The organism is Flavobacterium sp. K77, assembly GCF_021608205.1.
Taxonomy (GTDB): Bacteria; Bacteroidota; Bacteroidia; order Flavobacteriales; family Flavobacteriaceae; genus Flavobacterium; species Flavobacterium turcicum.
Window position 1 is genome coordinate 157786 of sequence record NZ_JAKIHO010000002.1, and the last position, 25161, is coordinate 182946.

At 35.6% G+C, this 25161-nt stretch carries 20 protein-coding genes; 10 read left to right on the forward strand and 10 right to left on the reverse strand.

What is annotated here, in order from left to right:
* Positions 1-148 precede the first annotated feature (148 nt).
* Both L1S34_RS06355 and L1S34_RS06360 read left to right on the forward strand, forming a co-directional pair.
* Positions 149-934 (forward strand): DUF5672 family protein, encoded by a 786-nt coding sequence (locus L1S34_RS06355; RefSeq protein WP_236363302.1) that lies wholly within the window; start codon positions 149-151, stop codon positions 932-934.
* 10 nt (positions 935-944) lie between these two features.
* Positions 945-1679: a Kdo domain containing protein gene (locus L1S34_RS06360; protein WP_236363303.1), complete on the forward strand. Its 735-nt coding sequence runs from the start codon at positions 945-947 to the stop codon at positions 1677-1679.
* Here the strand turns inward: L1S34_RS06360 and L1S34_RS06365 are convergent.
* From L1S34_RS06365 to L1S34_RS06380, 4 genes are all read right to left on the reverse strand, one after another.
* Positions 1662-2447, reverse strand: a complete 786-nt coding sequence (locus L1S34_RS06365; RefSeq protein WP_236363304.1) for a glycosyltransferase family 2 protein — start codon at positions 2445-2447, stop codon at positions 1662-1664. The two genes, L1S34_RS06360 and L1S34_RS06365, sit on opposite strands and share 18 nt — an antisense overlap.
* A 64-nt stretch (positions 2448-2511) precedes the next feature.
* A complete protein-coding gene (locus L1S34_RS06370; protein ID WP_225872908.1) occupies positions 2512-3576 on the reverse strand; it encodes a glycosyltransferase family 9 protein in 1065 nt (354 codons plus the stop codon).
* Positions 3577-3594: 18 nt separating this feature from the next.
* Positions 3595-4578 carry a glycosyltransferase family 2 protein gene (locus L1S34_RS06375; RefSeq protein ID WP_236363305.1) on the reverse strand — a complete coding sequence of 328 codons (984 nt, stop codon included), beginning with the start codon at positions 4576-4578 and terminating at the stop codon, positions 3595-3597.
* 25 nt (positions 4579-4603) lie between these two features.
* Positions 4604-5419: a 2,3,4,5-tetrahydropyridine-2,6-dicarboxylate N-succinyltransferase gene (locus L1S34_RS06380; protein WP_166135123.1), complete on the reverse strand. Its 816-nt coding sequence runs from the start codon at positions 5417-5419 to the stop codon at positions 4604-4606.
* A gap of 195 nt (positions 5420-5614) precedes the next feature.
* Here L1S34_RS06380 and ruvX point away from each other — a divergent pair, with 195 nt between their 5' ends.
* Entirely contained in the window at positions 5615-6028 is a 414-nt protein-coding gene (gene ruvX / locus L1S34_RS06385; RefSeq protein ID WP_166135126.1) for a Holliday junction resolvase RuvX, read from the forward strand.
* 120 nt (positions 6029-6148) lie between these two features.
* Positions 6149-7645 carry a malate:quinone oxidoreductase gene (locus tag L1S34_RS06390; RefSeq protein WP_236363306.1) on the forward strand — a complete coding sequence of 499 codons (1497 nt, stop codon included), beginning with the start codon at positions 6149-6151 and terminating at the stop codon, positions 7643-7645.
* 62 nt (positions 7646-7707) lie between these two features.
* On the opposite strand, the gene L1S34_RS06395 is transcribed toward L1S34_RS06390, so the two are convergent.
* Positions 7708-9915, reverse strand: a complete 2208-nt coding sequence (locus tag L1S34_RS06395) for an FUSC family membrane protein (protein WP_236363307.1) — start codon at positions 9913-9915, stop codon at positions 7708-7710.
* Positions 9916-10108: 193 nt separating this feature from the next.
* Between L1S34_RS06395 and def the strand changes: the two genes are divergently transcribed.
* The 4 genes from def to L1S34_RS06415 all read left to right on the forward strand — a co-directional run bounded on the left by def (position 10109) and on the right by L1S34_RS06415 (position 13611).
* Positions 10109-10696, forward strand: a complete 588-nt coding sequence (gene def / locus L1S34_RS06400; protein WP_236363308.1) for a peptide deformylase — start codon at positions 10109-10111, stop codon at positions 10694-10696.
* A gap of 82 nt (positions 10697-10778) precedes the next feature.
* Complete coding sequence (locus L1S34_RS06405) at positions 10779-11252, forward strand: DUF5606 family protein (RefSeq protein ID WP_166135138.1); 474 nt, start codon at positions 10779-10781, stop codon at positions 11250-11252.
* Between the two features lie 80 nt (positions 11253-11332).
* Positions 11333-12106, forward strand: coding sequence for a nucleoside triphosphate pyrophosphohydrolase (gene mazG, locus L1S34_RS06410; RefSeq protein WP_166135141.1), 774 nt, complete (start codon positions 11333-11335; stop codon positions 12104-12106).
* Between the two features lie 50 nt (positions 12107-12156).
* Complete coding sequence (locus L1S34_RS06415; protein ID WP_236363309.1) at positions 12157-13611, forward strand: APC family permease; 1455 nt, start codon at positions 12157-12159, stop codon at positions 13609-13611.
* A gap of 64 nt (positions 13612-13675) precedes the next feature.
* Here L1S34_RS06415 and L1S34_RS06420 read toward each other — a convergent pair whose 3' ends face one another.
* From L1S34_RS06420 to L1S34_RS06440, 5 genes are all read right to left on the reverse strand, one after another.
* Entirely contained in the window at positions 13676-15610 is a 1935-nt protein-coding gene (locus L1S34_RS06420) for a DUF349 domain-containing protein (RefSeq protein ID WP_236363310.1), read from the reverse strand.
* A gap of 320 nt (positions 15611-15930) precedes the next feature.
* Positions 15931-16680, reverse strand: coding sequence for a shikimate dehydrogenase family protein (locus L1S34_RS06425; protein WP_236363311.1), 750 nt, complete (start codon positions 16678-16680; stop codon positions 15931-15933).
* A 2-nt stretch (positions 16681-16682) separates the two neighbouring features.
* Complete coding sequence (locus L1S34_RS06430) at positions 16683-18077, reverse strand: tetratricopeptide repeat protein (RefSeq protein WP_166135153.1); 1395 nt, start codon at positions 18075-18077, stop codon at positions 16683-16685.
* A gap of 154 nt (positions 18078-18231) precedes the next feature.
* Positions 18232-19368, reverse strand: a complete 1137-nt coding sequence (locus tag L1S34_RS06435) for an aspartate aminotransferase family protein (RefSeq protein WP_255710741.1) — start codon at positions 19366-19368, stop codon at positions 18232-18234.
* A gap of 191 nt (positions 19369-19559) precedes the next feature.
* On the reverse strand, positions 19560-21182 hold the full coding sequence (locus L1S34_RS06440) for an OstA-like protein (RefSeq protein WP_236363449.1): 1623 nt from the start codon (positions 21180-21182) through the stop codon (positions 19560-19562).
* Positions 21183-21464: 282 nt separating this feature from the next.
* On the opposite strand from L1S34_RS06440, the gene L1S34_RS06445 reads away from it, so the two are divergent.
* Both L1S34_RS06445 and L1S34_RS06450 read left to right on the forward strand, forming a co-directional pair.
* Positions 21465-23330, forward strand: coding sequence for an alpha-amylase family protein (locus L1S34_RS06445; protein WP_236363313.1), 1866 nt, complete (start codon positions 21465-21467; stop codon positions 23328-23330).
* Positions 23331-23364: 34 nt separating this feature from the next.
* On the forward strand, positions 23365-25050 hold the full coding sequence (locus tag L1S34_RS06450) for a glycoside hydrolase family 13 protein (RefSeq protein WP_236363314.1): 1686 nt from the start codon (positions 23365-23367) through the stop codon (positions 25048-25050).
* The last annotated feature ends 111 nt before the right edge of the window (positions 25051-25161 follow it).

Sequence of the window (25161 nt, forward strand, 5' to 3'; positions counted from 1 at the left end):
TTAAGCAATATCCAAGAGGATTGCTATAAATTTAATTTTCAATAAATATGTTTTTCTTAATTATAAGATTATTTTTGTCAATTCATAACATGATTCATCTTTAAAATTGTTTTTAAGTCGGTGTATGTTATAAATAATCCAAGATCGAATGAGTCAAAAAGTAAAAGTAGTTATTCCTGTATACAGAAGTTTTTTTGGAGAATTGGAGGAAGAATCCTTTTTGCAATGTCACGCTGTTTTGTCTAATTATGACATCGTTTTAGTGCAACCAGAAGGTTTAGATACAAGTTTTATCACTAGTAAATTTCCAAAAGTACAGGTCGAGTATTTTCCAAAATCTTATTTTCAAAGTATTGATGGATACAATGAGTTGTTGCTTTCTTCTACTTTTTATGAACGTTTTATAAAATCGGAGTTTATTTTAATTTACCAGTTAGATGCCTTTGTTTTTTCAGATCAGTTGGCGCAATGGTGTGCTAAAGACTATGATTATGTTGGAGCTCCTTGGATTGCAACTCAAGAAAAATTCCCATTGAAACAAATTAATGCTGTGCTAAAACCATTTAAATCACACCGCACCAAAAGAAGGGATGTGATTTTTTATAAAGTAGGCAATGGTGGATTTTCACTACGTAAAACAGCTACTCATTTAAAAATAGCAACCGAACAAAAAGATGCTATTAAAAAATTGTTAGCCGATAAAGAACGCGATTTATGCGCCATTGAAGATGTGTTTTGGTCCATTCGTGTACCAGAATTATATCTAAATTTTAAAATTCCTCTGTATCAAGAAGCACTTGGCTTTGCTATGGATAGAAAGCCTGAATTGGCCATGAAGCTCAATAACAATCAAATGCCATTTGGTTGTCATGGTATCAATAAAAATAAAGTTACCCATTTTTGGAAACCACTTTTACAGCAGTATAAAAAATAATTTGAAAAAAATGATGGTCCCTCAATCTATAGCCGATTGCATAAAGAATTTTAAAACAACTGGAACTGTTTTTGGTGACGGTCAGCGAAACATCATCAAATTATTTACAGTGGATGGTACGATGGTTAATATCAAATCATTTAAAATTCCTAATATTATTAATCAAATTGCGTACAAATATTTTCGCAAATCAAAAGCGCGACGCTCTTACGAATACGCTACTCGATTGTTAGAAAATGGCATTGGTACACCACAACCTTTGGCCTATGTAGAACATTTTAATTGGTTGGGTTTGCAATCTAGTTTTTATGCAAGTGCGCATTTACAAACAGAGTTAACTTACCGAGAATTAGTCCTGCAGCCTGATTATCCGGATCATGAAAATATTTTACGTCAATTTACCGCTTTTACTTTTTTGTTGCATGAAAAAGGAATCGAGTTTTTAGATCATTCGCCCGGAAACACACTGATAAAAAATGACGACAACGGACGCTATAGTTTTTATTTAGTTGATTTAAATCGAATGAATTTTCATCGTGAAATGAGTTTTGATTTGCGAATGAAAAACTTTTCTAGGCTTACGCCAAAAGAAGAAATGATCGCTGTTATGAGTGATGAGTATAGCAAATTAGCTGCTATTCCTTATGATGAAGTGTTTACAAAAATGAATTTTTATACTATCGATTTTCAAACTAAATTTCACAGAAAGCGCGCTCGAAAGCAGAAACTACTTTTTTGGAGGTAAGTTGGATTCCTGCCAAAGTTGTTTTAATTTTTGATATCTAACCCGAACCGAATTAGCATTTAAGTAACAAATGATTAGTCCCTTTTTGCAATCTAAAAAACCCAATCGAGCAATATAATTGTATAAAAAATTATAGAGGGGATGAAAAAAAGAACTGCCAAGTAACGCTTTTTCATTTTTTAAGAATTTCTCCTGAGCCTTTAATTCACCGTATCTGACTGTTTTCGCTTTGTATGAATTATAGTCGGTGTATGAATAGTGAATCAATCGATGGCGTAGGGCAGCAATTTTTCCTTGTACGTGCAGTTTTTCATGTACCAATTTATCATTTGCGTACTGAGCATATTTTTTGTTAAAAAGCCTGAATATTTTATCGGTTTGATTTCCGCTAAAACGTAATATTTCATTTTCAAACATAAATGTGCGCCTAAACAAATACGCTACTGCAGCAGGATTCTGTAAAGTAGTTTTAATTTCGTTTTGCAATTCAGGTGTCAAACGTTCGTCTGCATCGAGAAATAAAACCCAATCATTGCTTGCTAATGATAATGCATAATTGCGCTGGGCAGCATAGTTTTCAAACTTATTTTGATAAAATTTTACTTTAGAAAACACTTTGGAGACTTCTGCTGTACCATCTGTACTAAAGGAGTCAACCACTATAATTTCGCTTGCAAAATCAAGATCACTCAATAAGGTAGGCATTTGATGCTCCTCATTTAGCGTTATGATCAAAACGGATAAAGCAAGTGGGAAATCTGTGGTCATTATCTAGGATTGGTTTTAAAAATAAAAGTAAACGTTTGCATTTGAGAAATTGCACTCAAATAGTTCATTTAGCATGCGTATTTAAAAAATTCTTTAAAGCAGGAAAAATTAAATCAGGGTGAAATTTATGGTATAAATTGTCACTTTCTTGTTTGATTTCTTTCGCTGATTTTGATAAAAACAATTCAGGTTTGAATTCTTTCAAATGCAAAGACACATGTCGAATTCCATCTTCAAAAGTAGCCCAGCCTTTTTTATCAATCCAAGGAGAAAAGATGATAAATGAGGGTTTCTTGAGTGCTTTTGCCATATTAATAGCACCACCATCATTACCAATAATAAAATCGCAAGCATTCATAATGGCAATAAAATCGCGTATGCTGTGGCCAATTGCTTTTGGATAAATTTTACTTTGAGTACTCGATTTACAAGCCTCTAATAGTTCAGTAGCTTCACTGCTTTGTTGAGGCATGTAATTAAAAAGTAGGTTTGCATCACAATGGTCGGCAATGAAATCTATCACTTGAGCCATGTAAGACAAAGGATAAGTTTTATCTTGGCTACTACCAAGAATACTTAACATTATTGTTTTTTTTGTTGTATCTATTTCATGTTCTTCGAACAATTTTTGAGCAAATGTTTTTTCATTTTCAGCTACGTAAATTTTAGGGAAATTGTCCAAGCTTACATTCAATTGTAATGGGTTGAGTAATGATAAACGTTGTTCTATAATTAGACCCGCATTGCTTGTGGCTTGCTCATGTCTGACAACAGTATCAGTGTATAGAAAAGAGCGCCCTTTTTTCCAATACGATATTTTTTTAGTTGCACCTGAAAATAAAACGACCAACCAGCTTTCAAGTTTCGAGTAAGCGTCAATAACGATATCATATCTCTCTTTTCGGATCGATCGAATGAATTTGTAATATTCCCATCTACTATTTTGGTGTTTTTTTTCGAATAGGATCAATTTGTCGAAACTTGTATGTCCTTCAAGCACTGGAGTTGTTGATTGATAAACCATGTAATCAATTTGTGCATTAGGATATCCTTTGCGCAAATTATCACACAAAATAGAGCTTACCAATACATCGCCGATCATTTTTTGCTGAATTACTAATATTTTCATGGAAATAATCAAGTAGGTTTAAAGAACAATTTTTCTTTTAAAATTCATTGCGCGTGGACTAATCCAAGTTTTGTTTTGAAGAACATGTTTGTAGTACATTGTTAAATTTCGCAACATGAGTCGGTGTACTTTTAGTTTTGGAACAAAAAATAAAACCAAACTAAAAAGGGATAAAATACTTTTTTCAAGTAATACACTTACAACCAATATGAATTGAAAATATGACTTAGTAAAGCCTGCAAATTCATTGCTTATGTAGGTATGTTTAGAGATAATAACTTCTGTTTTTGTCAGCGCTTTGGTAACTACATTCAAACGAGAGGCACCTCCATGCTGATGAAAAATGGTTGCTTTGCGAGTCACCGCTATTTTAGCTCCCATTTTAACTGCTTCTTTACAAAGATCAACATCTTCAAAATACAACCAATAATCTTCGTTCCAACCATTAATTCGTTCGAACCAGGCTCTGCTGATCATTACGACAGCACCAGTCACCCAATCAGGGTAAAACAATTCGTTAGTGTTTTGAAATCGATTTTTTAAAGCATTTGAATTCCACTTACGATAGATAGATCGCGAAATACCAAAAAAACGTCCTGCCGCTGGAAACAAATTATTTTGTTTGTAGTATTTATCATTTTCATTGATCTGCAAACAAGATAAAATTCCAATTTCAGGTTTCGCAATTGCAGTTTCTACCAAAACAGTTAAAGCTGTAGTAGTCAGTTTGGTGTCAGGATTTAAAAAAAGGAAATGGTTTCCCTTTGCCATGCTTGCACCTGTGTTGCAACCATTAGAGAAACCATTATTACCTGTGTTTTCTTTAAAAATAAACTGTGGATATTTAACTTGAAAGTTCGGCAATTGACCGTCATTCGAAAAATTGTCAATCACAATAACCTCAAAAGAGTGCTGTGATTCACTGATTTTTGTTAGCGATTCTAAACACTCGTCTAGCGCTTTCCAGCCGCGGTAATTGACAATGATTATTGATATATCCAATAGAATAAATAGTAAAGTGATTAATTTATACTGCTACGTTATATTCACGTAAAGCATCATTTAAAGATGTTTTCAAATCAGTCGAAGCTTTTCTTTGTCCGATGATTAATGCACAAGGAACTTGAAAATCTCCTGCAGGGAATGATTTAGTATAGCTTCCTGGGATAACTACTGAACGAGCTGGTACATATCCTTTCATTTCAACTGGAGTTTCTCCGGTAACGTCAATGATTTTTGTAGAGGCAGTTAAGCAAACGTTTGCTCCCAAAACCGCTTCTTTTCCTACGTGTACACCCTCAACAACAATACAACGAGATCCAATAAAAGCACCGTCCTCAATGATTACTGGCGCAGCTTGTAATGGTTCTAAAACACCGCCAATACCAACACCACCGCTCAAGTGAACGTGTTTACCAATTTGTGCACAGCTACCTACAGTTGCCCATGTATCTACCATTGTACCTTCGTCAACATAAGCGCCAATATTTACATAACTTGGCATCAAAATTACACCACTTGAAATGTAAGCTCCGTAACGTGCTACAGCATTTGGAACTACGCGAATTCCTTTTTCAGCGTAACCTGTTTTTAGTAACATTTTATCATGGTATTCAAAAATACCAGATTCCCATGTTTCCATTTTTTGAATAGGGAAGTACATTACTACCGCTTTCTTCACCCACTCGTTTACTTGCCATCCGTCAGCAACTGGTTCAGCAACTCGAAGTTGTCCGTTGTCAACTAGCTCGATTACCGCTCTAATGGCATCAGTAGTTGTAGTTTCTTGCAATAAGGCTCGGTTTTCCCAAGCTTGCTCTATAATTGTTTGTAATGGATTCATGTTATAAATTTTTGGCAAATATACCAATTTTAGACACAAGCAAAATAGCAAATTGCTATCAAAATGTTACATTTCTAACTTTATTATAGGTCTTTGTTTTCGGCATGAAAACTAGCGTTTTTAGATATCAAAATTAGTATTAATCATCGTTGTTTGACAGTTGATTCAAATACTTATCTTTGTAAAAAAAAACTAATGCCAAGAATTCTATCTATTGATTACGGTCAAAAACGCACTGGAATTGCAGTTACTGATGAAATGCAAATTATAGCATCAGGATTAACAACGATTCCTTCAGCAACAGCTATTCCTTTTTTGAAAGAGTATTTTAGTAAAGAGAAAGTCGAGGCGGTTTTGATAGGAGAACCCAAACAAATGAACGGACAGCCATCTGAGAGCGCCTCCATCATTAAAGGTTTTGTAACACATTTTAGCAATCATTTTCCGGATATGCCTGTGATTCGCATGGACGAACGCTTTACCTCAAAAATGGCATTTCAAACGATGATTGACAGCGGAATGAGTAAAAAGAAGCGTCAGGATAAAGGTTTGATCGATGAAATTTCAGCTACAATTATGTTACAAGATTATTTAGCTCGTAAAAAATAGCGTTTTCAAGAAAAAATAACGTTTTCGAACCAAAATGTTTTGAAAAATGTAGATTTTCGGGCTTATTTTATGCTTTTTTTTGCAATTATATGATTTATCTTTGCAGTCTAAAACCGAGTTATGTCTGATACAACCATACGTACAAATAGTGAAGTAGTGCTTATTGGAGCTGGAATAATGAGCGCTACTCTAGGTTTAATTCTGAAAGAATTACAACCGGATATTAAAATAGAAATTTACGAACGATTAGATATGGCGGCTGCCGAAAGTTCTGATGCATGGAATAATGCAGGGACTGGGCATTCTGCTTTTTGTGAATTAAATTATACCCCTGAAGCCGAAGATGGTAGCATTAATCCTAACAAAGCCATCAGTATTGCTGAATCATTTGAGGTTTCTAGACAATTTTGGGCTTATTTAGTGCAAGAAAATAAAGTGCCTTCTCCAGAAAATTTTATCAAAAGCATACCACACCTGAGCTTTGTTTGGGGTGAAAAGAATGTACAATACTTAAAAACAAGATTTGCAGCTTTGCAAACTAGTCCTTTGTTTAAAGAAATGGTATACAGCGAAGATGTTGCCGAACTTAAAAATTGGATGCCACTAGTAATGGATGGCCGAAAAGAAGGTGAAAAAGTAGCAGCTACATCTATGGCATTAGGTACTGATGTGAATTTTGGAGAATTAACACGCAGTATTTTTAAATATCTTACCAAAATGGATGGTGTTACCATGCATTTTAATCACGAAGTTCAAAAATTAAAACAACGTGATGATAAATCGTGGCGAATTAAAATTACCGATTTGGCCACGGGACAAAAACGAAAAGCATACACAAAATTCGTATTTATTGGTGCTGGTGGAGGTTCATTGCCTTTGCTAGAAAAAGCTGATGTTCCAGAGGGAAAAGGCTACGGTGGTTTCCCAGTAAGCGGACAATGGCTAAAATGTACGAATCCTGATGTTATTGCCAAACACGAAGCGAAAGTTTACGGTAAAGCAAGTGTGGGTGCCCCACCAATGTCGGTTCCTCATATTGATTCTAGAATGATTAATGGTGAAAAACAATTACTTTTTGGTCCATTTGCTGGTTTTTCAACTCGTTTCTTAAAAAATGGTTCGTATTCTGATTTGCCTCTTTCAATAAAACCAGACAATATCATTCCGATGATCGCTGCGGGTATCAAAAATATTCCGTTAACCAAATATTTGATTGAGCAAGTACGCCAATCTCCTAAAGACAGAATCAATGCCTTGCGTGAATATGTGCCAGGAGCAAGATCTAAGGATTGGGTTTTAGAACGTGCCGGTCAACGTGTTCAGGTTATCAAAAAGGATGAAAAAGAAGGTGGTGTTTTAGAATTTGGTACCGAAGTAATCGCTACTGCTGATGGAACACTTTCTGTTTTATTAGGTGCATCACCTGGAGCTTCAACAGCAGTCTCAATCATGATTGATTTGCTAGGGCGTTGTTACAAAGAAGAGATGAAAACAGCCGAGTGGCAAGATAAATTAAAGAAAATGATTCCTTCGTATGGTCAAAAGTTGAATGAAAATCCAGCTTTGTTAGCGCAAGTACGCGAGGAGACTTCTAAAATTTTGAAATTGACGAACTAAAATTTTGTTATTGTAATTAAAAAGGTACTAAGTAGAAAAACTTCTATTTAGTACCTTTTTTTTTATTGCATGCTTTTCGTCGCTTTAACAATGTTTTTAGATAAGTTAGTCAGCCAAAGCAATTGCTCAATTATCAATTGGGCTTCTTGCATCTTGATTTGAAAAGCTTCTTTATCCAGTCCAATATTGGCCTTTATTTCTTTTTCTTTTACTTGTTGCAGTTCTGAAAATCTAATTTTTACTGCTTCGTTATCAGTTTCAAATATTTCGTTAGTTGCGTTTGCTTGTAGAATCAAAATAGCCTGTTCTAAATTTTGAATGGCTGCTTGCACTACAATTTGAAAAGCTTCTGACGCTTTCGTTGTTTTATGTGATTGTATATAAGTTCCCATTGAGGCTAGCGACGATAGTAAGGAATGATTTAGTACTACCAATTTGTAGGTTTGTGCCAAATGCACCTGTTTAGATTTAGGTTCCTGCACCATTCTTTGGAAAGAAGCCATTAAATTTCCTGTTTCCACAAAAGCATTTTTGCGAGCCAAGCGGTATGAGGTAGTAATTGCACCTTTAGTTTGATAAAAAAGAGCTATTTCTTTTAAATAATCTTGGTTGGCTTTAATAGCCTTTTCAAGATGTTTTGGTACGTGTAAAAACTCCCATGATGGCCATAAAATATAATTGGCTAAAAAAGCTAAAGTTGCACCTATAGCTGTATCTAAAATTCGAAATTGTACTAAATCACTGCTGTTTGGTGTCAAAATCCCGTAAATAAATACCACATACATAGTTACAAAAGTGGCACTTAATTTATAATTGACTTGTGTAAAAGTAAATCCCAATAGCATGCAAATAATGGATAGTAGCGCAAGAAATGGCGTACTACTAACCACAAACAAAAGGCCAAATGCTAAAACACCGCCAAATATAGTTCCAAGTGTTCGCTGAAAAGAACGCTCTCTCGTCAGGCCGTAACCAGGTCTCATAATTACGATGATGGTGAGCAAAATCCAATAGGCATTTTGAAAATCAAAGCTATGGCCTAATGCAAAACCTGCGGCTAGTGTTAGCGTTAATCGTAAGGAGTGTCGAAAAAGTATCGATGAAAAACTAAAATTTTGAACTAAAGTTCTCCAAGGATAATACTCTGGGGTTAAAAATTTTTCTAAGTCCTTGTCAATACCTTTCCAATCTGCATTGCTAAAAGTCGAAGAATAAGCTCGCTCAACAATTTTTATTTTTTCAACTTGCTTTTCAGCGTAGTGCAACATAGTGGTTAACATCAAAACACCCTCTGCAGCTGCAGTTGTACCAAGTTCCTTTTGATAACTCATAATAGCTTCTTGCAAGGCATTTAAATCGCTATTCAGAGTGTGCTCGCTTTGATGTATCTTACTTTTTTTAATGTTTTTTGATAATTTTTTTAAGCTAGCCGCTAGGTTGTAAGCTAGGTTTTGGTAAGTACGCAATACGGCCGGATGGGCATCGAATTTTTGATGTAAGGTATCATGGTCAAATGCAGTAGAAAGAGCCAATTCTTGAATTTCAACTAAGGAAATAAAAATCAATAGCATTTTTCTATTTTGTTCAGAGGAACCGGCAGCAGTTTGACTACCAATCAAGACCTCTCTTAAATTTTGCTGTGTGGTATTGAGGTCAACTTGCAAATGTAATTGTTGCTCTATTATAGATTTTCGGTCTGCATCAATACTCCATAAGTCACCTCTTAGTTTTAAATACTTTGCAGTAAGCTTAATACAAGAAGCCATTTCAAGCGCAGCATAGCGGTTGGGTCTAACAAAATGAAAAATAACAGAGATAAGTGAATAAAATAGTCCCCCAACTAAAACAAAAGCGGCGTGTGTAAAAATTGCTGCACCCGTGCTTACATTTGCAAATGCCAAAGAAATAGCTATGAGTCCTGTAAAAGATACCATGCTCGCTCGCTGCCCGTATACCGAAAGCATTGAAATAAAAAACAGCAAAAGTAGCATTAAAGGATAAAACACAACAGAGTACGGCATTAGTAATTGCACAACTCCGGTTAAGGTACTTACTAGGACTGCTGTAAAAAGCATCCCTCTTATTTTGTGTTGTAAGCTCGATGGTATATCAGTGGGATACACAAAAATTGCTCCCAAAGCCATTGTGAATCCCCATTGAAAATGATCAAAGTAGGACAAGACTAGTACCGGGATGACCGCTGCCAATGTCACTTTTACAGCATTGGTAAAATAAGTAGTGTTGGTAACTTTTGAGATAGATTGTAACATATAACCGTATTGAAACAAAGATACGTTTTAGCGCTCTCCTGCAAAAGAAATCCCGATCTGATTTATTAAAAATGACTATTACTTACGAATAATGACCTACGCATTATTCAATGTCTAATTTTTTACTATTTTTGCACACCGAAACAAAAGGCAATACTGTCTTCGTTCCGGTTATCATTAATATTTCAACACCATGATTTTACAAATTATAGGATACGGTGATCCCGTTTTAAGAAAAGTAGGCGAGGTAATTACACCTGAGCATCCTAATTTAAAAGAAACTATAGCGAACATGTACGAGACCATGTATAATGCGCATGGTGTGGGCTTGGCTGCTCCTCAAGTAGGTTTGGCTTTGCGATTATTTGTAATCGATACTACTCCTTTTAGTGATGATGACGATTTAGCGGCTACCGAACAACAAAAATTGAATGGTTTTAAAAGAACTTTCATCAACGCCAAAATGATTAAAGAAGAAGGCGAAGAGTGGGTTTTTAACGAAGGTTGTTTGAGTATTCCTGACGTTCGTGAAGATGTATATCGTAATCCTACTATCACTTTAGAATATTGCGAAGAAGATTTTGTGGTAAAAACAGAAGTTTTTGACGGACTCATCGCTCGCGTAATTCAACACGAATACGACCATATTGAAGGAATTTTATTTACCGATAAAATATCTTCCTTGAAAAAAAGATTGATTCAAAAGAAATTAAAAAACATACTTGAAGGAAAGACTTTCCAAGAATACCGAATGAAATTTTTTGGTAAAAAAGGAAGATAAATTCCAAACGCGACAAGTGGAATGATTTTTGGTCCACACGCAGCAATAAATTAATCAAATTCTTAATAATAATTACACCAACATGAATTTAGAAAAAATATTAGCTATTTCTGGGAAACCAGGTTTATACATTTTGAGAGTACAAACCAGAACTGGATTCGTAGCTGAATCATTGGCTGATGGAAAAAAAATTACAGTAAATTTAAAAAGCAATGTAAGTTTGCTTTCTGAAATTTCAATTTATACGTACGAAGGTGAAAAACCTTTGGCCGAAATCATGCAAACTATTGCTGATAAAGAAAATAATGGTCCAGCACTTTCTCACAAAGAAGATAACGCTAAATTAGCGGCTTACTTTAAAGAAATCTTGCCAAATTACGATGAAGAACGCGTGTACCCATCAGATATCAAGAAAATTTTAAACTGGTACGGTATTTTGCAAGCAAAAGATTTATTGGTAAGTCCTACTGCCACAGAGGCAACTCCAGAAGAAGAAGCAACGGAAGCAACCGAAGAAAAAGCACCTGCTAAAAAAGCAAAAGCTAAAAAAGAATAGCGCATAACTAAATTACAAATTAATCCTGTTTCAGTTTTTTCTGAACAGGATTTTTTTATTTTTACTAAAAAACAATACAGATGAACTCTAGAGCAAACCAACTGAAAGCTTTCGAACGATTATTGGACATTATGGACGATTTGCGTGAAAAATGTCCTTGGGATAAAAAACAAACCATGCAAAGCTTACGTCACCTAACTATCGAGGAAACTTATGAGTTGGGCGACGCTATTTTGGATAATGATCTGACTGAAGTAAAAAAAGAGTTGGGCGACTTGTTGCTGCATTTGGTTTTTTACGCCAAAATAGGAAGTGAGACAAATGATTTTGACATTGCTGATGTGTGCAATGAAATTTCAGAGAAATTGATTCACCGTCATCCACATATTTACGGGGATGTGGTTGTTGAAGATGAAGAAGAAGTAAAACAAAATTGGGAAAAACTGAAACTTAAAGAGGGCAAGAAATCAGTTTTAGAAGGAGTCCCAAAAAGTTTACCAGCCTTAGTGAAAGCCAGCCGAATTCAAGACAAAGTGAAAGGCGTCGGATTTGATTGGGAAGAACCACAACAAGTTTGGGACAAAGTACAAGAGGAATTGCAAGAATTACAAGTTGAGGTTGCTGCTGGCGATCAAGATAAAATAGAAGCTGAGTTTGGCGATGTCTTGTTTTCGATGATCAATTACGCCCGTTTCTTGAAAGTGAATCCCGAGGATGCGCTAGAAAGAACCAATAAAAAATTCATCAAACGTTTTCAGTACTTAGAAAGTAAAGCTGGTGAAATGGGAAAACCTCTCATGGATATGACATTAGCAGAGATGGATGTTTTTTGGGAAGAGGCAAAGAAGTTGTAGTTTTTGTTTTCAGAGTTAAAGTTTAGTTTTAGATTTATAAAAAATTACCAATGTCAGAAGATAAAACCGAGTTAAAAAGATCATTAGGATTAATTGATGCAACGAGTTTAGTTGCTGGTTCCATGATTGGTTCTGGAATTTTTATTGTAACATCAGCAATGGCCAGAGATATTGGTTCTGCTGCTTGGTTGTTAGTCATTTGGATCATAACCGGAATCATTACTGTGGCTGCAGCATTGAGCTATGGGGAACTGGCAGGCATGATGCCAAAAGCCGGTGGACAATTTGTGTACATACAGCGCGCTTACGGTAGGTTGGTCTCTTTCCTGTACGGTTGGACAGTTTTTACGGTAATTCAAACCGGAGTTATTGCAGCGATAGCAGTAACTTTTGCAAATTATGCCGCTATTTTTTTTCCAGTATTAGATCAAACGTTATTTACAGTAGGCGAAAATTTTGTTTTTTCTTATCAAAAAGTACTGGCTATTTTTAGTATTGTTTTACTAACTTACATCAACACCAAAGGAGTTGAAAGTGGTAAAACAGTCCAACTTATTTTTACATCTGCCAAATTGATTGCCCTATTTGCATTGATTATTTTAGGATTATATGTGGGGTTGCAAACCAACGTTTTGTCGGATAATTTTGAAAACATGTGGGATGCTAGTAAAACCGTAGTTCAGCCTGACGGTTCAGTAACCGTAACAAAACTCGCCGGGATGGCGCTTTTGGGAGCCGCTGGAGCAACAATAATAAACTCATTATTTTCTAGTGATGCTTGGAATAATGTTACTTTTATTGCTGGTGAAATCAAAGACCCAAAAAAGAATATTCCACGTAGTTTGTTTCTGGGTACGTTAATTGTTACCGTGGTTTACGTTTTAGCTAATGTGGCTTATTTGGCATTATTACCTTTGCAAGGAACACCTGCAGCTACTGATATTGCGGCTAACGGAATTATGTTTGCAAGCAATGACAGAGTAGGAGCGGCAGCTGCAAGTATGATAATGGGTGATGTGAGTGTTTTAGCGATGGCTGCTTTGATTATGGTGTCTACTTTTGGTTGTAATAGTGGCTTGATTCTTTCGGGAGGTCGTTTATTTTTTGCGATGGCTAAAGATGGTTTGTTTTTTAAACAAGCTACGGAGTTAAATAAAAATCAAGTTCCTGCAAAAGCCTTGTGGGTACAATGTATTTGGGCTTGTGTTTTGTGTATCTCTGGCAAGTTTGGTGATTTATTGACCTATGCCACTTTTGCGTCCTTATTATTTTATATTCTTACTATTTTAGGAGTTTTTATTTTACGCAAAAAAGAACCTAATGCCGATAGGCCATACAGAGCATTTGGCTATCCTGTAGTTCCTGCACTTTATATTGTAGTAACGGTTGCAATTTGTATCACTTTATTGATTTACGATACGTTCAATACTGGTTTAGGCTTGTGTATCGTGGGTTTAGGAATTCCGGTATATTATTTAGTGATGAATAAAAAAGGACAGTCCTAAATTTAATTCGAAATTGGATATAAAAAAAGAGGCCATTTGGCCTCTTTTTTTATGAGTTGTAATACTACTCTTCAATTTTAATGTTACGTAATTGCTGAAGTTTTTCTTTCCACACTGCTAGACCTTCCTTGTGTATAGCGATGTTTTTACGAACTTCTAGTACAATTGAATTTTCTTTTTTGGCATTTTTGGTATTGGTAAAAAACTGAATGTTGTTTTCCAATTGAAAAATTTCGTTCTGAACTTCTTCTATTTTGCGCATGATAAAAATCTTCTCGCTATCCAGTTTACGGCTATCATTACTTTCTGATAATTGATCCATTCTGTTAGCAAAACGCATCATGTCAGAATCTTTTTTACTCAAACTTAATTTTTCAAAAAGCGCATCCAAAATTTTATTGAATTTACCTTCAATATGTCTTCTTGGGAACGGTACTTTACCAAAGTTTTTCCAAGTTTCAATATGCAATTTAATGGCATCTAAATCGGCTTTGTGCTCTCCTGATAATTCAAAAGTGCGCAATCCTTCTAAATAATTTTTCTTATTTTCAAAAGCAACAACTTCTTCGTTATTTTCGTCGTTTTGGTGTGCTTTCAATTGATCAAAATAGTGGTTGCAAGCCGCTCTAAAATCCTTCCAAATTTTCTCAGAATGTTTTCTAGGTACATGACCAATAGTTTTCCATTCCTCTTGAATTTGCTTCATGATAGGTGTAGTAGCAGCAAAGTCAGTGCTTTCTTGAAGCTCTTGTGCTTTGGCAACCAAAGCCAATTTTTTATTCAAATTGTCGTTTTGATCTTTTTTGATGTCTTTATAAAACGAGTTTTTAAAAGTATTGAAGTTGCGAACGGCTATTTTAAAACGGTTCCAAGTAGCTTCGTTTACTTCAGCAGGAACTTTTCCAGCCTCAAAAAAGGCGTTTCTCAAAGCTTCTACTTTTGCAATTTGCGCCAGCCATTGTGTATGAGCCTCTACTTTTTCAGTAGCCAAAACTTCAATTTGCGCAATAATTTCCTCTTTGCGTTTCAAATTATCATTTTCAATTGCACGTTGGTTTTCAAACAAAAGTTCTCTTTTATCGTGCATTTGTTTAGTAAGTTCACTAAAACGATTCCAAATACTTTCTCTGTGCTCGCGTGAAACAGGACCAATATCCTCTTTCCAAATACGGTGCAAATCTTGTAATTCTCTAAAAGCTTTAGCAACATCTTCTTCATGAACCAAGGCTTCTACACGCGCTACAATTTTTTGTTTTTGCTCTAAATTGTGCTTAAAATCAAGGTCGCGTGCCTCTCTGTCGAGGTGCAAATAATCGTAAAAATTCTCCACGTGAAAATGGTAGTTGTTCCAAACATGGTTGTATTTGTCTTTAGGAATCGGACCCGCATTTTTCCAACGCTCACGCAATTCATTAAAGGGTTTCAGGATATCTTTAATGTTCGCCTGTGGGTCAATAAGCTCCTTTAGTTCTTCGACAATAGCCAAACGTTCCTCTAAATTCGCTTTTAAATTATTTTGTACACTTTTAAAGTGATTGTTTTTTAGTTCTCTGTATTTTGAAAAATAGCTGTCAAACTGTGCTTTCAGTGGCGAGTGGTATTCAAAATCCTCAGTTGGGTCTTGATTTTCAGCTAAAAAAGCAGCTCTTTTTTCTTCAATCAAGTGATTGTATTTAGCCAAAAATGCTTTTTTAATCTCCTCAATGTGTTCTTTGAAGCTCAAAGGTTGGTCTTTACTCACAAAATCTTTGAGTGCGCTCACCAAATCTTCTAGTGGTAAAGCCTCATAATCTTGCATCGGTATTTGCAATTCCTTATTAGGCGTAGCCTCTTCACTTTCAGCGGCATTAGTAGCTGCAATAGCTTCTACGGCTTGTGCGTGCGTATCAGTTTGCGGTTCAGTAGTAGCAACAGTTGGTTCAGTTGCTTCGTGCTGTGCGGTGTTTCCATCTGTGTCGTTTTCCGTACGCAACAGGTTATCGTTCTGTTCTTCTAACATTGGTTCAATGTATAAGTTGTGGTTTATAATCAAGTCGAAAGGTAGTAAAGCCGTTCGAAAATACAAAATATACAACGTACTTTATTACTCACACTGCAAAAGAGAATTTTCATTAGGAGCAATTTAGCTCTGCTGAATCTTCGATGTCTATCACCCCGCTATATTTTCGAAAAAAAAACAGCGGCCGAAAGGATTTTGCTTTTTAAAATCCGGAGATATCGTTTCAATCTGGTCTAGGAGTTTTGTTTTGATACTTTTCCAAAACAAAAAACTCCCAAAAACAAAATCGTTTTGGGAGTTTTAAAACTAAGAGAAAGGTTTTATCTATTCCAAATCTTCCAAGCTTTTTCAGCTTGAAAAATCAGCATGTCTAAACCGTTTTTGGTTTGTGCGCCTTGCGCCGCCGCTTTTTTTAAGAAAAGCGTTTCGGCTGGATTGTAAATTAAATCGTAAGCGATGTGTTTTGTCGTGAAAAATTCATAAGGCAAATCAGGGCAAGCATCGGTGTTGGGGCTTGTACCCACAGGAGTTGCATTGATGATAATTTGGTAATTATCAAAAGTGGTTGCATTTATTAACTCATATCCAATACTGTTTTCCTTGCTTTCACGAGAAACAAAAGTGTACGGAATATCGAGTTCATCTAATGCAAATGCGACTCCTTTTGAAGCGCCGCCTGTACCTAAAATTAATGCCTTTTTATGATGTGCTTGCAATAGTGGTTGTAGTGATTTTTTGAAACCAAAATAATCCGTGTTGTAGCCTTTTAAATTTCCTTTTTTTGTAATTTTTATAGTGTTCACAGCACCAATTTGAGCTGCTTTTTTAGATAGTTTTTGCAAGTAAGGAATGATCGTTTCTTTGTACGGAATGGTCACATTCAAGCCTTTTAAATCTTTGTTGTTGCTTATAACTTCTGGAAATTCGTCAATCGTAGCTATGTCAAAATTCTCGTAACTATGACCTTCAAAATTTTCGTTATCAAATTTTTCTGTAAAATATCCTTTCGAAAAAGAATAGCTAATGTTGCGTCCTAATAATCCAAAATGTTTGCGAAGCAGTTCACTCATCTTTATTTTCTGTTTTTGGCAATATAGTTTTGCACTGATTTTTTGGCCCAAACCACCGGGAATAGTTCCTCAAGAAGGGTATGATTTTCAAAATTCAATCGCAATCCATTGCTCAAATGAAACTTAGCTTTAGTCGCATCAGAAATCATGTAATAAATTCCGGCCAAGCGGTATTCTATTTCGTTTTCTTCAGGGAAATACTCAGAGGCTTGCAATAAAGTTTGCACGGCGCTTTCAAATTCGCCTAAAAATTGCAAAATATCTACCCAAAATAGCCAGGTTTCTAAACCAGTTTCTCCAAATTCAACTGCTTTGCGATAGCCAAATTCTGCTTCTTCAAAAAAGTTCATTTGCTTGTTGATACTCGCGTAACGTTTCCAATACAAGCGGTTTTGATTGTCAATTGCCAACGCTTTATTGACAAAAAACAATGCTTTTTGATAATTTTTTAATCGAACATAAAAATCAGTAATGGCAATCCAACCTTTATCTAACAAAGGGTCTTCGTGCACGGTTTGGTTGTAAAATTTGATTGCCAAGGCACTATTGCCTAATTTTTCGTGGCATTTTCCCAATCGCAATAAAGCATAGGAAGTAGCATCATCCAATTCGATGGTGCGCGTATAGCTTTCAATAGCTTCTTCATATTTTTTGAGTCGTTCGTAGGCTTTGGCTTTTTCCATAAAAGCACCTAAAAATTCGTCATCAATTAACGTAGCATATTCAAAGGCGCGAATGGCATCTTGGTATTCTTTTTCACTATAGTGCAAGCGACCTAATTGGTGCCAAGCAATTTCGCTATATGGTTTTTTGTCGATATAGGTTTTTAAAAACTGTATGGCATCTTGATTTTGGTCTAAAAACTCAAAGCAATACACAACGTTGTACAACGCCGATTGATCTTCAAGATCTTCCTCTAGACAATTGATGAAGTTTGTTTTTGCCAATTCAAAATTATCCATAAAAAGGTATTCCATTCCAATCAAGTTGTACACATCAGCCAAGTCATCGGTGTATTGTAAAGCAATTTTAAGCAATTCAACTGCTTTTTCGTGTTGGTCTCTTTTGGAACAAATATTTGCTTTTTGAATGTAAATTTCCTCGTTATTGGGTTCAATAGCATACAATTCGTTCAGCAATTTTTCAGCCAATTCTAGTTTGTCATCGTAGACCAACATTTCCACTTGAACCAACTTTAAACCAGTAGATCTAGGGTGTTGTTCTAATGCTAATTTGAGTGCTTTTTTTGCCAAAGAAGCCTTGCCCATATCAAGATAATGCAGGATTATTTCTTCAAATTCTTCCGAGTCAAAAAAGAAAACCTTGTTCGTTTTCAACATCGATTCAAATTTGGAAAGAGATAAGTTATAGTCTTCTTCTTCGTTGCTTAATTGCATACTTTGTATTTTTAATTGACCTACCTAAAATTAGGTATTCGGTTTTGTATTGCGGATACTCTGTCAAATTGTTGTGAACAATTTAATTAACACGCCTTTGGAGTTCTGTATCTTTAGAGAAAGCTATTTGAAATATTAAGCTTTTACGTTTTTATCAGTTGTTTCTAGCGTAAATTTCATCCATAACTTCTAAAATGATGGCGCAACCTTCGCGTATTTCATCTTCAGAAATAGTTAATGGAGGCGTAATTCTAATAGCACATCCTTCAAAAAGCAACCAAAACAAGATCAATCCTCTGTCTTGACAGGTTAAAATTACTTCGTTTGTTATTTCAGGAACTGCGGTCATTGCGGCTAGCATCAATCCTTTTCCTCTAACTTCCTGTATCAAAGGGTGTACCAAAAGCGAGCGAAACAGTTTTTCCTTCTCAAGCGCTTCGGCCATTAAATTTGTCTCTGTAATTTCTTTCAAAGTAGCCAAACAAGCTGCCGCAATGACAGGATGTCCTCCAAAAGTGGTTATATGTCCTAATTTGGGGTTGTGACTCAAAAGTTTCATCATATCGGCAGAAGCAGTAAAAGCACCCACTGGCATGCCGCCGCCCATTCCTTTACCCATGACTACAATATCAGGAATTGCATTGTAATGTTCAAAACCAAACAGTTTTCCTGTACGCCCAAATCCGGGTTGGATTTCATCTAAAATTAATAATGCGCCAACCTCGTTGCAACGAGCGCGTACTTTTTGTAAAAAATCGTTCTCTGGTTGTATAAAACCGGCTCCACCTTGGATAGTTTCTAGTAAAATTCCAGCTGTTTTGGTGGTGATTTTTTCTAAATCGGCTTCGTTATTAAAAGTAATAAAATCTACATCAGGAATCAACGGTCTGAATACTTGTTTACGTTCTTCAAATCCCATCACACTCAACGATCCCATTGTGTTGCCGTGATAGGCATTGTGGCAGGATATAAGCTGACTGCGACCTGTAACACGGCGGGCCAATTTTAAAGCGCCTTCTATTGCCTCTGTACCTGAATTCACTAAATAGGTGGTGTCTAAGGGATCGGGTAGAAGGGTAGCCATAAGTTTACAATATTCTACGGCTGGACTTTGAGCGTATTCACCATAAACCATCACGTGTGAATATTTGTCTAGCTGATCTTTAATAGCTTGATTCACCCGTGGGTGTTGATGACCAAGTGAACAAGCTGAAACGCCTGCTACAAAGTCAAGGTATTTTTGTTGATTGGTATTGTAAATGTAGCTTCCTACCGCATGCGAAATCTCCATTCCTAACGGATACGGAGATGTTTGAGCTTGGTATGTTAAAAAATCTGTCTTCACAAATTATTGTTTATTCGTTTATTGTATGCTTTTTTTCTAGCTAAATGTTCAATTCGACTGCACACTGCCAACTGATACTATATTATTGTTATTGTATACTGCGACTGTCAACTGCGACTATGCACTGCCAACTGCAACTATTTCTTAGTCTTCTTTTTGTCAAAATTTAGCGTTTCTTTTCTAGTTTTCAAAGGAACGTTTTTCTTGGCTACTGCAGTTTTTAAAGCCTTTTCAATTTTATCATTGTCGCTATTTTCTTCTGGCGGAAAAATATCGTCTTTTGATTTGATTCGCTCGTCGCCACGCCAAACAAAACCTCGCAGAATTCGAGCGTTTTCAGGTAATTCTTTTTCAGGAAAAATATCGCCATCAACTTGTTGGAAAAAAGTAATGGTTTCCACTTCATTGTTTTCTAAAATCAAATTGATTTTACTGCTTTTGTTTTTATTAATACCAATTAATTCTTGGTCGTCATTGCGCATGTAATAAATGACTTCAGTATTTTTTACCACATCTACATCGTGCAGTTTTCCTTCTTTAAATTTCCCATACAAGTTTTGACCTTTGACTTGGTTGTAACCGGTCCCGATTGTGTCTTTTGAGACAATAAATGTATTTTCGAGAACTTTTAGCGAATCCAACTTTTCTGTTGTATTGTTACCAATCAAGTGCATGACATCGCCTGTAATTTGGTTTTCAGCGTTCCACAAAATCGGATTTCCAATTAGTTTTGTTAAAGCTGTTTTCGAGCTAGAATGAATAGAATCACATTTACCACTCATATCTTTTTTGAAAAAGCGAACATTGTTAAATGCTCTAATGATTCGATTTCCCTCTTTCCCGGTCACCATTAATTTTTTTCCGTGAATGTAAACCGAGTCATTTTCTACAAAATTCACTGCAACTGCTCTCTTGGTTACAAACATGGAGTCTAGTTTTTTGTAAACTTCGGCGTAATGTCCTTTTACTATTCCGCGGTTAATAGAGTCGGTTATTTTTACATTCCTACTAGCCGATGCAAATTCTCGATTTCTATCGTAGTACAAACTATCTCCTTTTATTAACCGATCGTCATACCTAATATAAGATTTGTTTAAAAAATGGGCGAGATTTTTTTTAGTATCGTAAAAACCTTTTTCAGTATAAATATAATTGGCTTTACTAGTAATTGTTGATGGTCCCAACAAATAGGAGTGACCAGAGTTACTAAAATAATCTAAGTGATTCGACTTGATTACATAAGTAGGATTGGTGATGCTAACAGCCGTTAAAAATTGAAATTTTTTCTCTTTTACATAGTACCGCCCAGAATTACTCTTTAAAGTATTGTCTTTATTGATGATAGTTCCGGGTGTGTCGTAATACACCTCTTGAATGTTTCGGTCAAAATTAAGAACTTCAGTCATTAAAGTGGCGTCAGGCGAACTCATGACAGCCTCTCCTGAAGCGTAAGCTTTTTTAACCAAGCCATTGTATTCAGCGTATTTACTGTTCAAGAACAAAGTGTCACCTTGAACCATTTGTACATTTCCAAAGGCTTTGATGTATTTTTCTTTCTCGAAGTAGTAGGCTTTGTTGCAGGTAAGCACAATGCCGTCGTGATTCACACGAACATTTCCGATCAACAAAACAGCATCAGGAACTTCAACTTGATTCACATCTGAAAAATCAGCATTTTCGATGATTATTTTTTTGGGAGCTTGTGCCAAAAGAGTGCTGCTAACCAAAAAAAGGAAAGCAAAGAGAGCAAAAAGCAACAGTTTTTTCAAGGGATTAAATTTTTCACAAATTTATGAAAAAGCAAGCAATACTAATCCATATTAAGATTTATTTATAAGCGGTCTTAGCAGGAGGGTCATGTTGTTTTAGTCAAAGTTATCAACAGTTTGGCAAACTCTTTCGTTGTAGTAAATTTGAAAACAAATTATGGCGGATAAAATTTTTAGCTAGAATCGGAGTTGCAGCAAAAATATATTAAATTTCAACTTTAATTTCTTTTTAAGGTGCTAAACATCTTAAAGTAGTTTAGATAATTTTATATTATGAAAAAAATAACTATCGTTGCAGGACTGAGTGCAGTGCTTTGTGCAACAGCTTGTAAAACAAAAGGAATCACGATGGATAAAAAGTACAATGACAGCAATACTCCAAAAAAAGAAGTAGTTTATCAAGTGTTTACACGTTTGTTCGGCAATACCAATACGACCAATAAACCGTGGGGAACCATTGAAGAAAATGGAGTTGGGAAATTTAATGACTTTACTGACAAAGCTCTTTTTGAAATAAAAGATTTGGGTGCTACCTATATTTGGTACACAGGTGTTCCGCATCATGCTGTGATTAGAGACTATACCAATGTAGGCATTTCAAATGATGACGCAGAGGTGGTAAAAGGTCGTGCGGGTTCTCCTTATGCGGTGAAAGATTATTACAATGTTAATCCAGATTTAGCAGTGAATCCTGTCAACCGTCTGCAAGAATTTGAAGAATTAATTGCAAGAACACACAAAGCAGGCCTGAAAGTTTTGATAGATATTGTTCCCAATCACATTGCGCGAAAGTATGAAGGCAAAAACAACCCCAAAGGTGTAACTGATTTTGGAGCCAATGATGATGTTTCTGTAGAATATAAACGTGATAATAACTTTTATTACATTCCGAACACTGCCTTCGAAATTCCAGATACGGATAAGCCATTAAACGGCGAATTTAATCCTGCAATTGATGGGAAATTTTCGGAGTTTCCTGCAAAATGGACAGGTAACGGATCCCGAATGGCAAAACCTGATCGCAACGATTGGTACGAAACGGTTAAAGTAAATTATGGAATTCGCCCAGACGGGTCGAAAGATTTTCCGGAACTTCCAGGGGGATTTGATACAAAATCATATAAAGAGCATTTTGATTTTTGGAAAGACAAAGACGTTCCAGATTCTTGGAAAAAATTCAGAGATATTGCACTTTATTGGACTGATAAAGGCGTAGATGGTTTTAGATTTGACATGGCCGAAATGGTTCCGTATGAATTTTGGAGTTACATGAACTCGGCTATTAAAGTGCGAAATTCAGATGCTTTTTTATTGGCCGAAGTATACAACCCAGCTGAATACCGCAATTACATTCGTTTAGGTAAAATGGATTACCTATATGATAAAGTGGAGACGTATGACAAGTTAAAAGACATTATTCAAGGTAGAGCTCTGCCAGATGATTTATCTAGCATTCAAAATCGTATGGCTGATATTGAACATCATATGCTTCATTTTTTGGATAATCATGATGAACAGCGATTGGCTAGTCCTGAATTTGCCGGAACGCCACAAAAAGGTAAGCCGTTAATGGTTGTTTCTACAACAATTAGCTCGTCACCAACTATGGTGTACTTTGGTCAAGAGGTAGGCGAGGCAGGTAATGAAAATGCTGGTTTTGGTACCCATTCTAGAACTTCAATTTTTGATTATATCGGAGTACCCAATCACCAAAGATGGATGAATGGTGGTAAATTTGACGGAGGTCAATCAACACAAGAGGAGAAAGATTTACGTGATTTTTATAAAAGGCTGTTGAATTTCTCTACAAATAGTTCGGCGTTAATGGGGCAATTTCAAGAGATTCAATCGGTAAATAGAGAGCTTACCGCTGGCTATGATCCAGGAATATACTCGTTTGTACGTTGGTCTGATCAACAAAAATTGCTAGTTGTAACTAATTTTTCTTGGTTAACTACAAGTTCTTTTGACTTAATAGTTCCTTCGGATGTAATCTCAAAATGGAATTTAAGAGACGGTTCGTATTCTATTAAAGACCAATTGTACCAAAAACAAACTGCAATACTAGAAGTACAAAACGGTGAGGGAAAAATAAAGATTTCTATAGCTCCGTCGGAATCGTTTATTTTTCAATTGTAAACTCATACTAATTTTTAATTCCAATTTAACCACAATGTTCAAAAAAAGAATGCTCTTTTTGCTACTATCTTGCTGCACGCTAAGTTTCGCACAAACTGATTTTACACCATCTTGGAGCAAAGGTGTAGTTTGGTATCAAATTTTCCCTGATCGTTTTTATAATGGGGATCCAAGCAATGATCCTAAAGTAAATGATCAGGAAGGAGCGTATCCGTTTGATACTACTTCAGACTTCAAAATTCATCCTTGGATTAGCGATTGGTACCAATTGCAAGAATACGAAAAAAGTAATGGCAAGGATATTTATTATAATTTACAGCGCCGTCGCTATGGTGGAGATTTGCAAGGTGTTATTGATAAATTGGATTATTTACAATCATTAGGTATCAATGCAATTTATATGAACCCTATTTTTTGGGCGCCTTCTTCACATAAATATGATGCTTTGTGTTACCATCATGTTGATCCTACATTGGGACCGGATCCTGAAGGGGATAAAAAAATGATTTTAAATGAAGATCCCTTAAATCCTGAAAAATGGGTTTGGACCAAGGCAGATTTACTAGCTTTAAAATTAATTGACGAAGTACATAAGCGTAAAATGTTTATCATTTTTGATGGTGTCTTTAACCATTTAGGTGCAAATAGTTTTGCGTTTAAAGATGTTGCACAAAATCAAGAAAAATCAGCTTTTAAAGATTGGTTTATGGTTGATAGTTGGAAAGATGTTGCCGCAGGTACGGAGTTTAGATACCAAGGTTGGTTTGGTGTAAAAACTTTACCAGAATTTAAAGAAGATGCTAATGGTTTAGTTGAAGGTCCAAAGAAGTACATATTTGATGCAACTAAACGTTGGATGAATCCGATGAATAAAGGAAAAGAATTTGGTATTGATGGATGGCGATTGGATGTAGCCTATTGTATTGCGCATCCTTTTTGGAAAGATTGGCGTAAAGTTGTAAAATCAATCAATAGCGAAGCATATCTTACAGCAGAATTAGTAGATCCTATTGATAAAACAGTACCTTATTTAAGTGGTGACGAATTTGATGCCACTATGAATTATAATTTTTCTTTCATTGTACACGATTTTTTTGTTCAAGATTCCACAGGAAGTTCCGTAACTAATTTTGATAATCAATTAAAAGAATTGCGAAATGCTTTTGGAAAAGGGGTTGCTTACAACATTCAAAATTTAGTAGGTAGTCATGATGCAACGCGAATTGGTAGTGCAGTTACTAATCCCGATGGTAAAAAATTCAGTGATTGGGGACCGTATTTTAATTGGAGTCAAAAAAGCAATAACAAGCAATACAATGCTCGTAAACCCAATACGATTCAAATTGAAAAACAGAAACTTATTGCTGCATTTCAATTGTTGTATCTAGGTTCACCGATGATTTATTATGGTGACGAAGTTGGTATGTGGGGCAGTAATGATCCTGATTGCCGAAAACCGATGCTTTGGCAAGAAATGAAATACCAAGATGAAGTGATGAATCCAGACCAATCTCAGCATGATGTAGATCATGTTTTGGTGAATTTTGACCTATTGGAGTGGTACAAAAAGTTCATTCAACTGCGCAACAAATACGAATCTATTCGCACTGGAGATTACAAAACATTAGAGATCAATGATGAGCAAAAGTTATATGTATTTAGCAGAACTAAAGGTACCGAAGAAGTTTTAGTATTTATCAACCGAGGTTCTAAAAGTTAAACGGTAAATAATGCTAAGTTACAAAGTGGCTCATTTACAGATGTTTTTACTCGTAAAAGGCTTAAAAAAGTAGTGCTGTCGCCGCTCAGTATTGTAGTTGTTACAAATCAA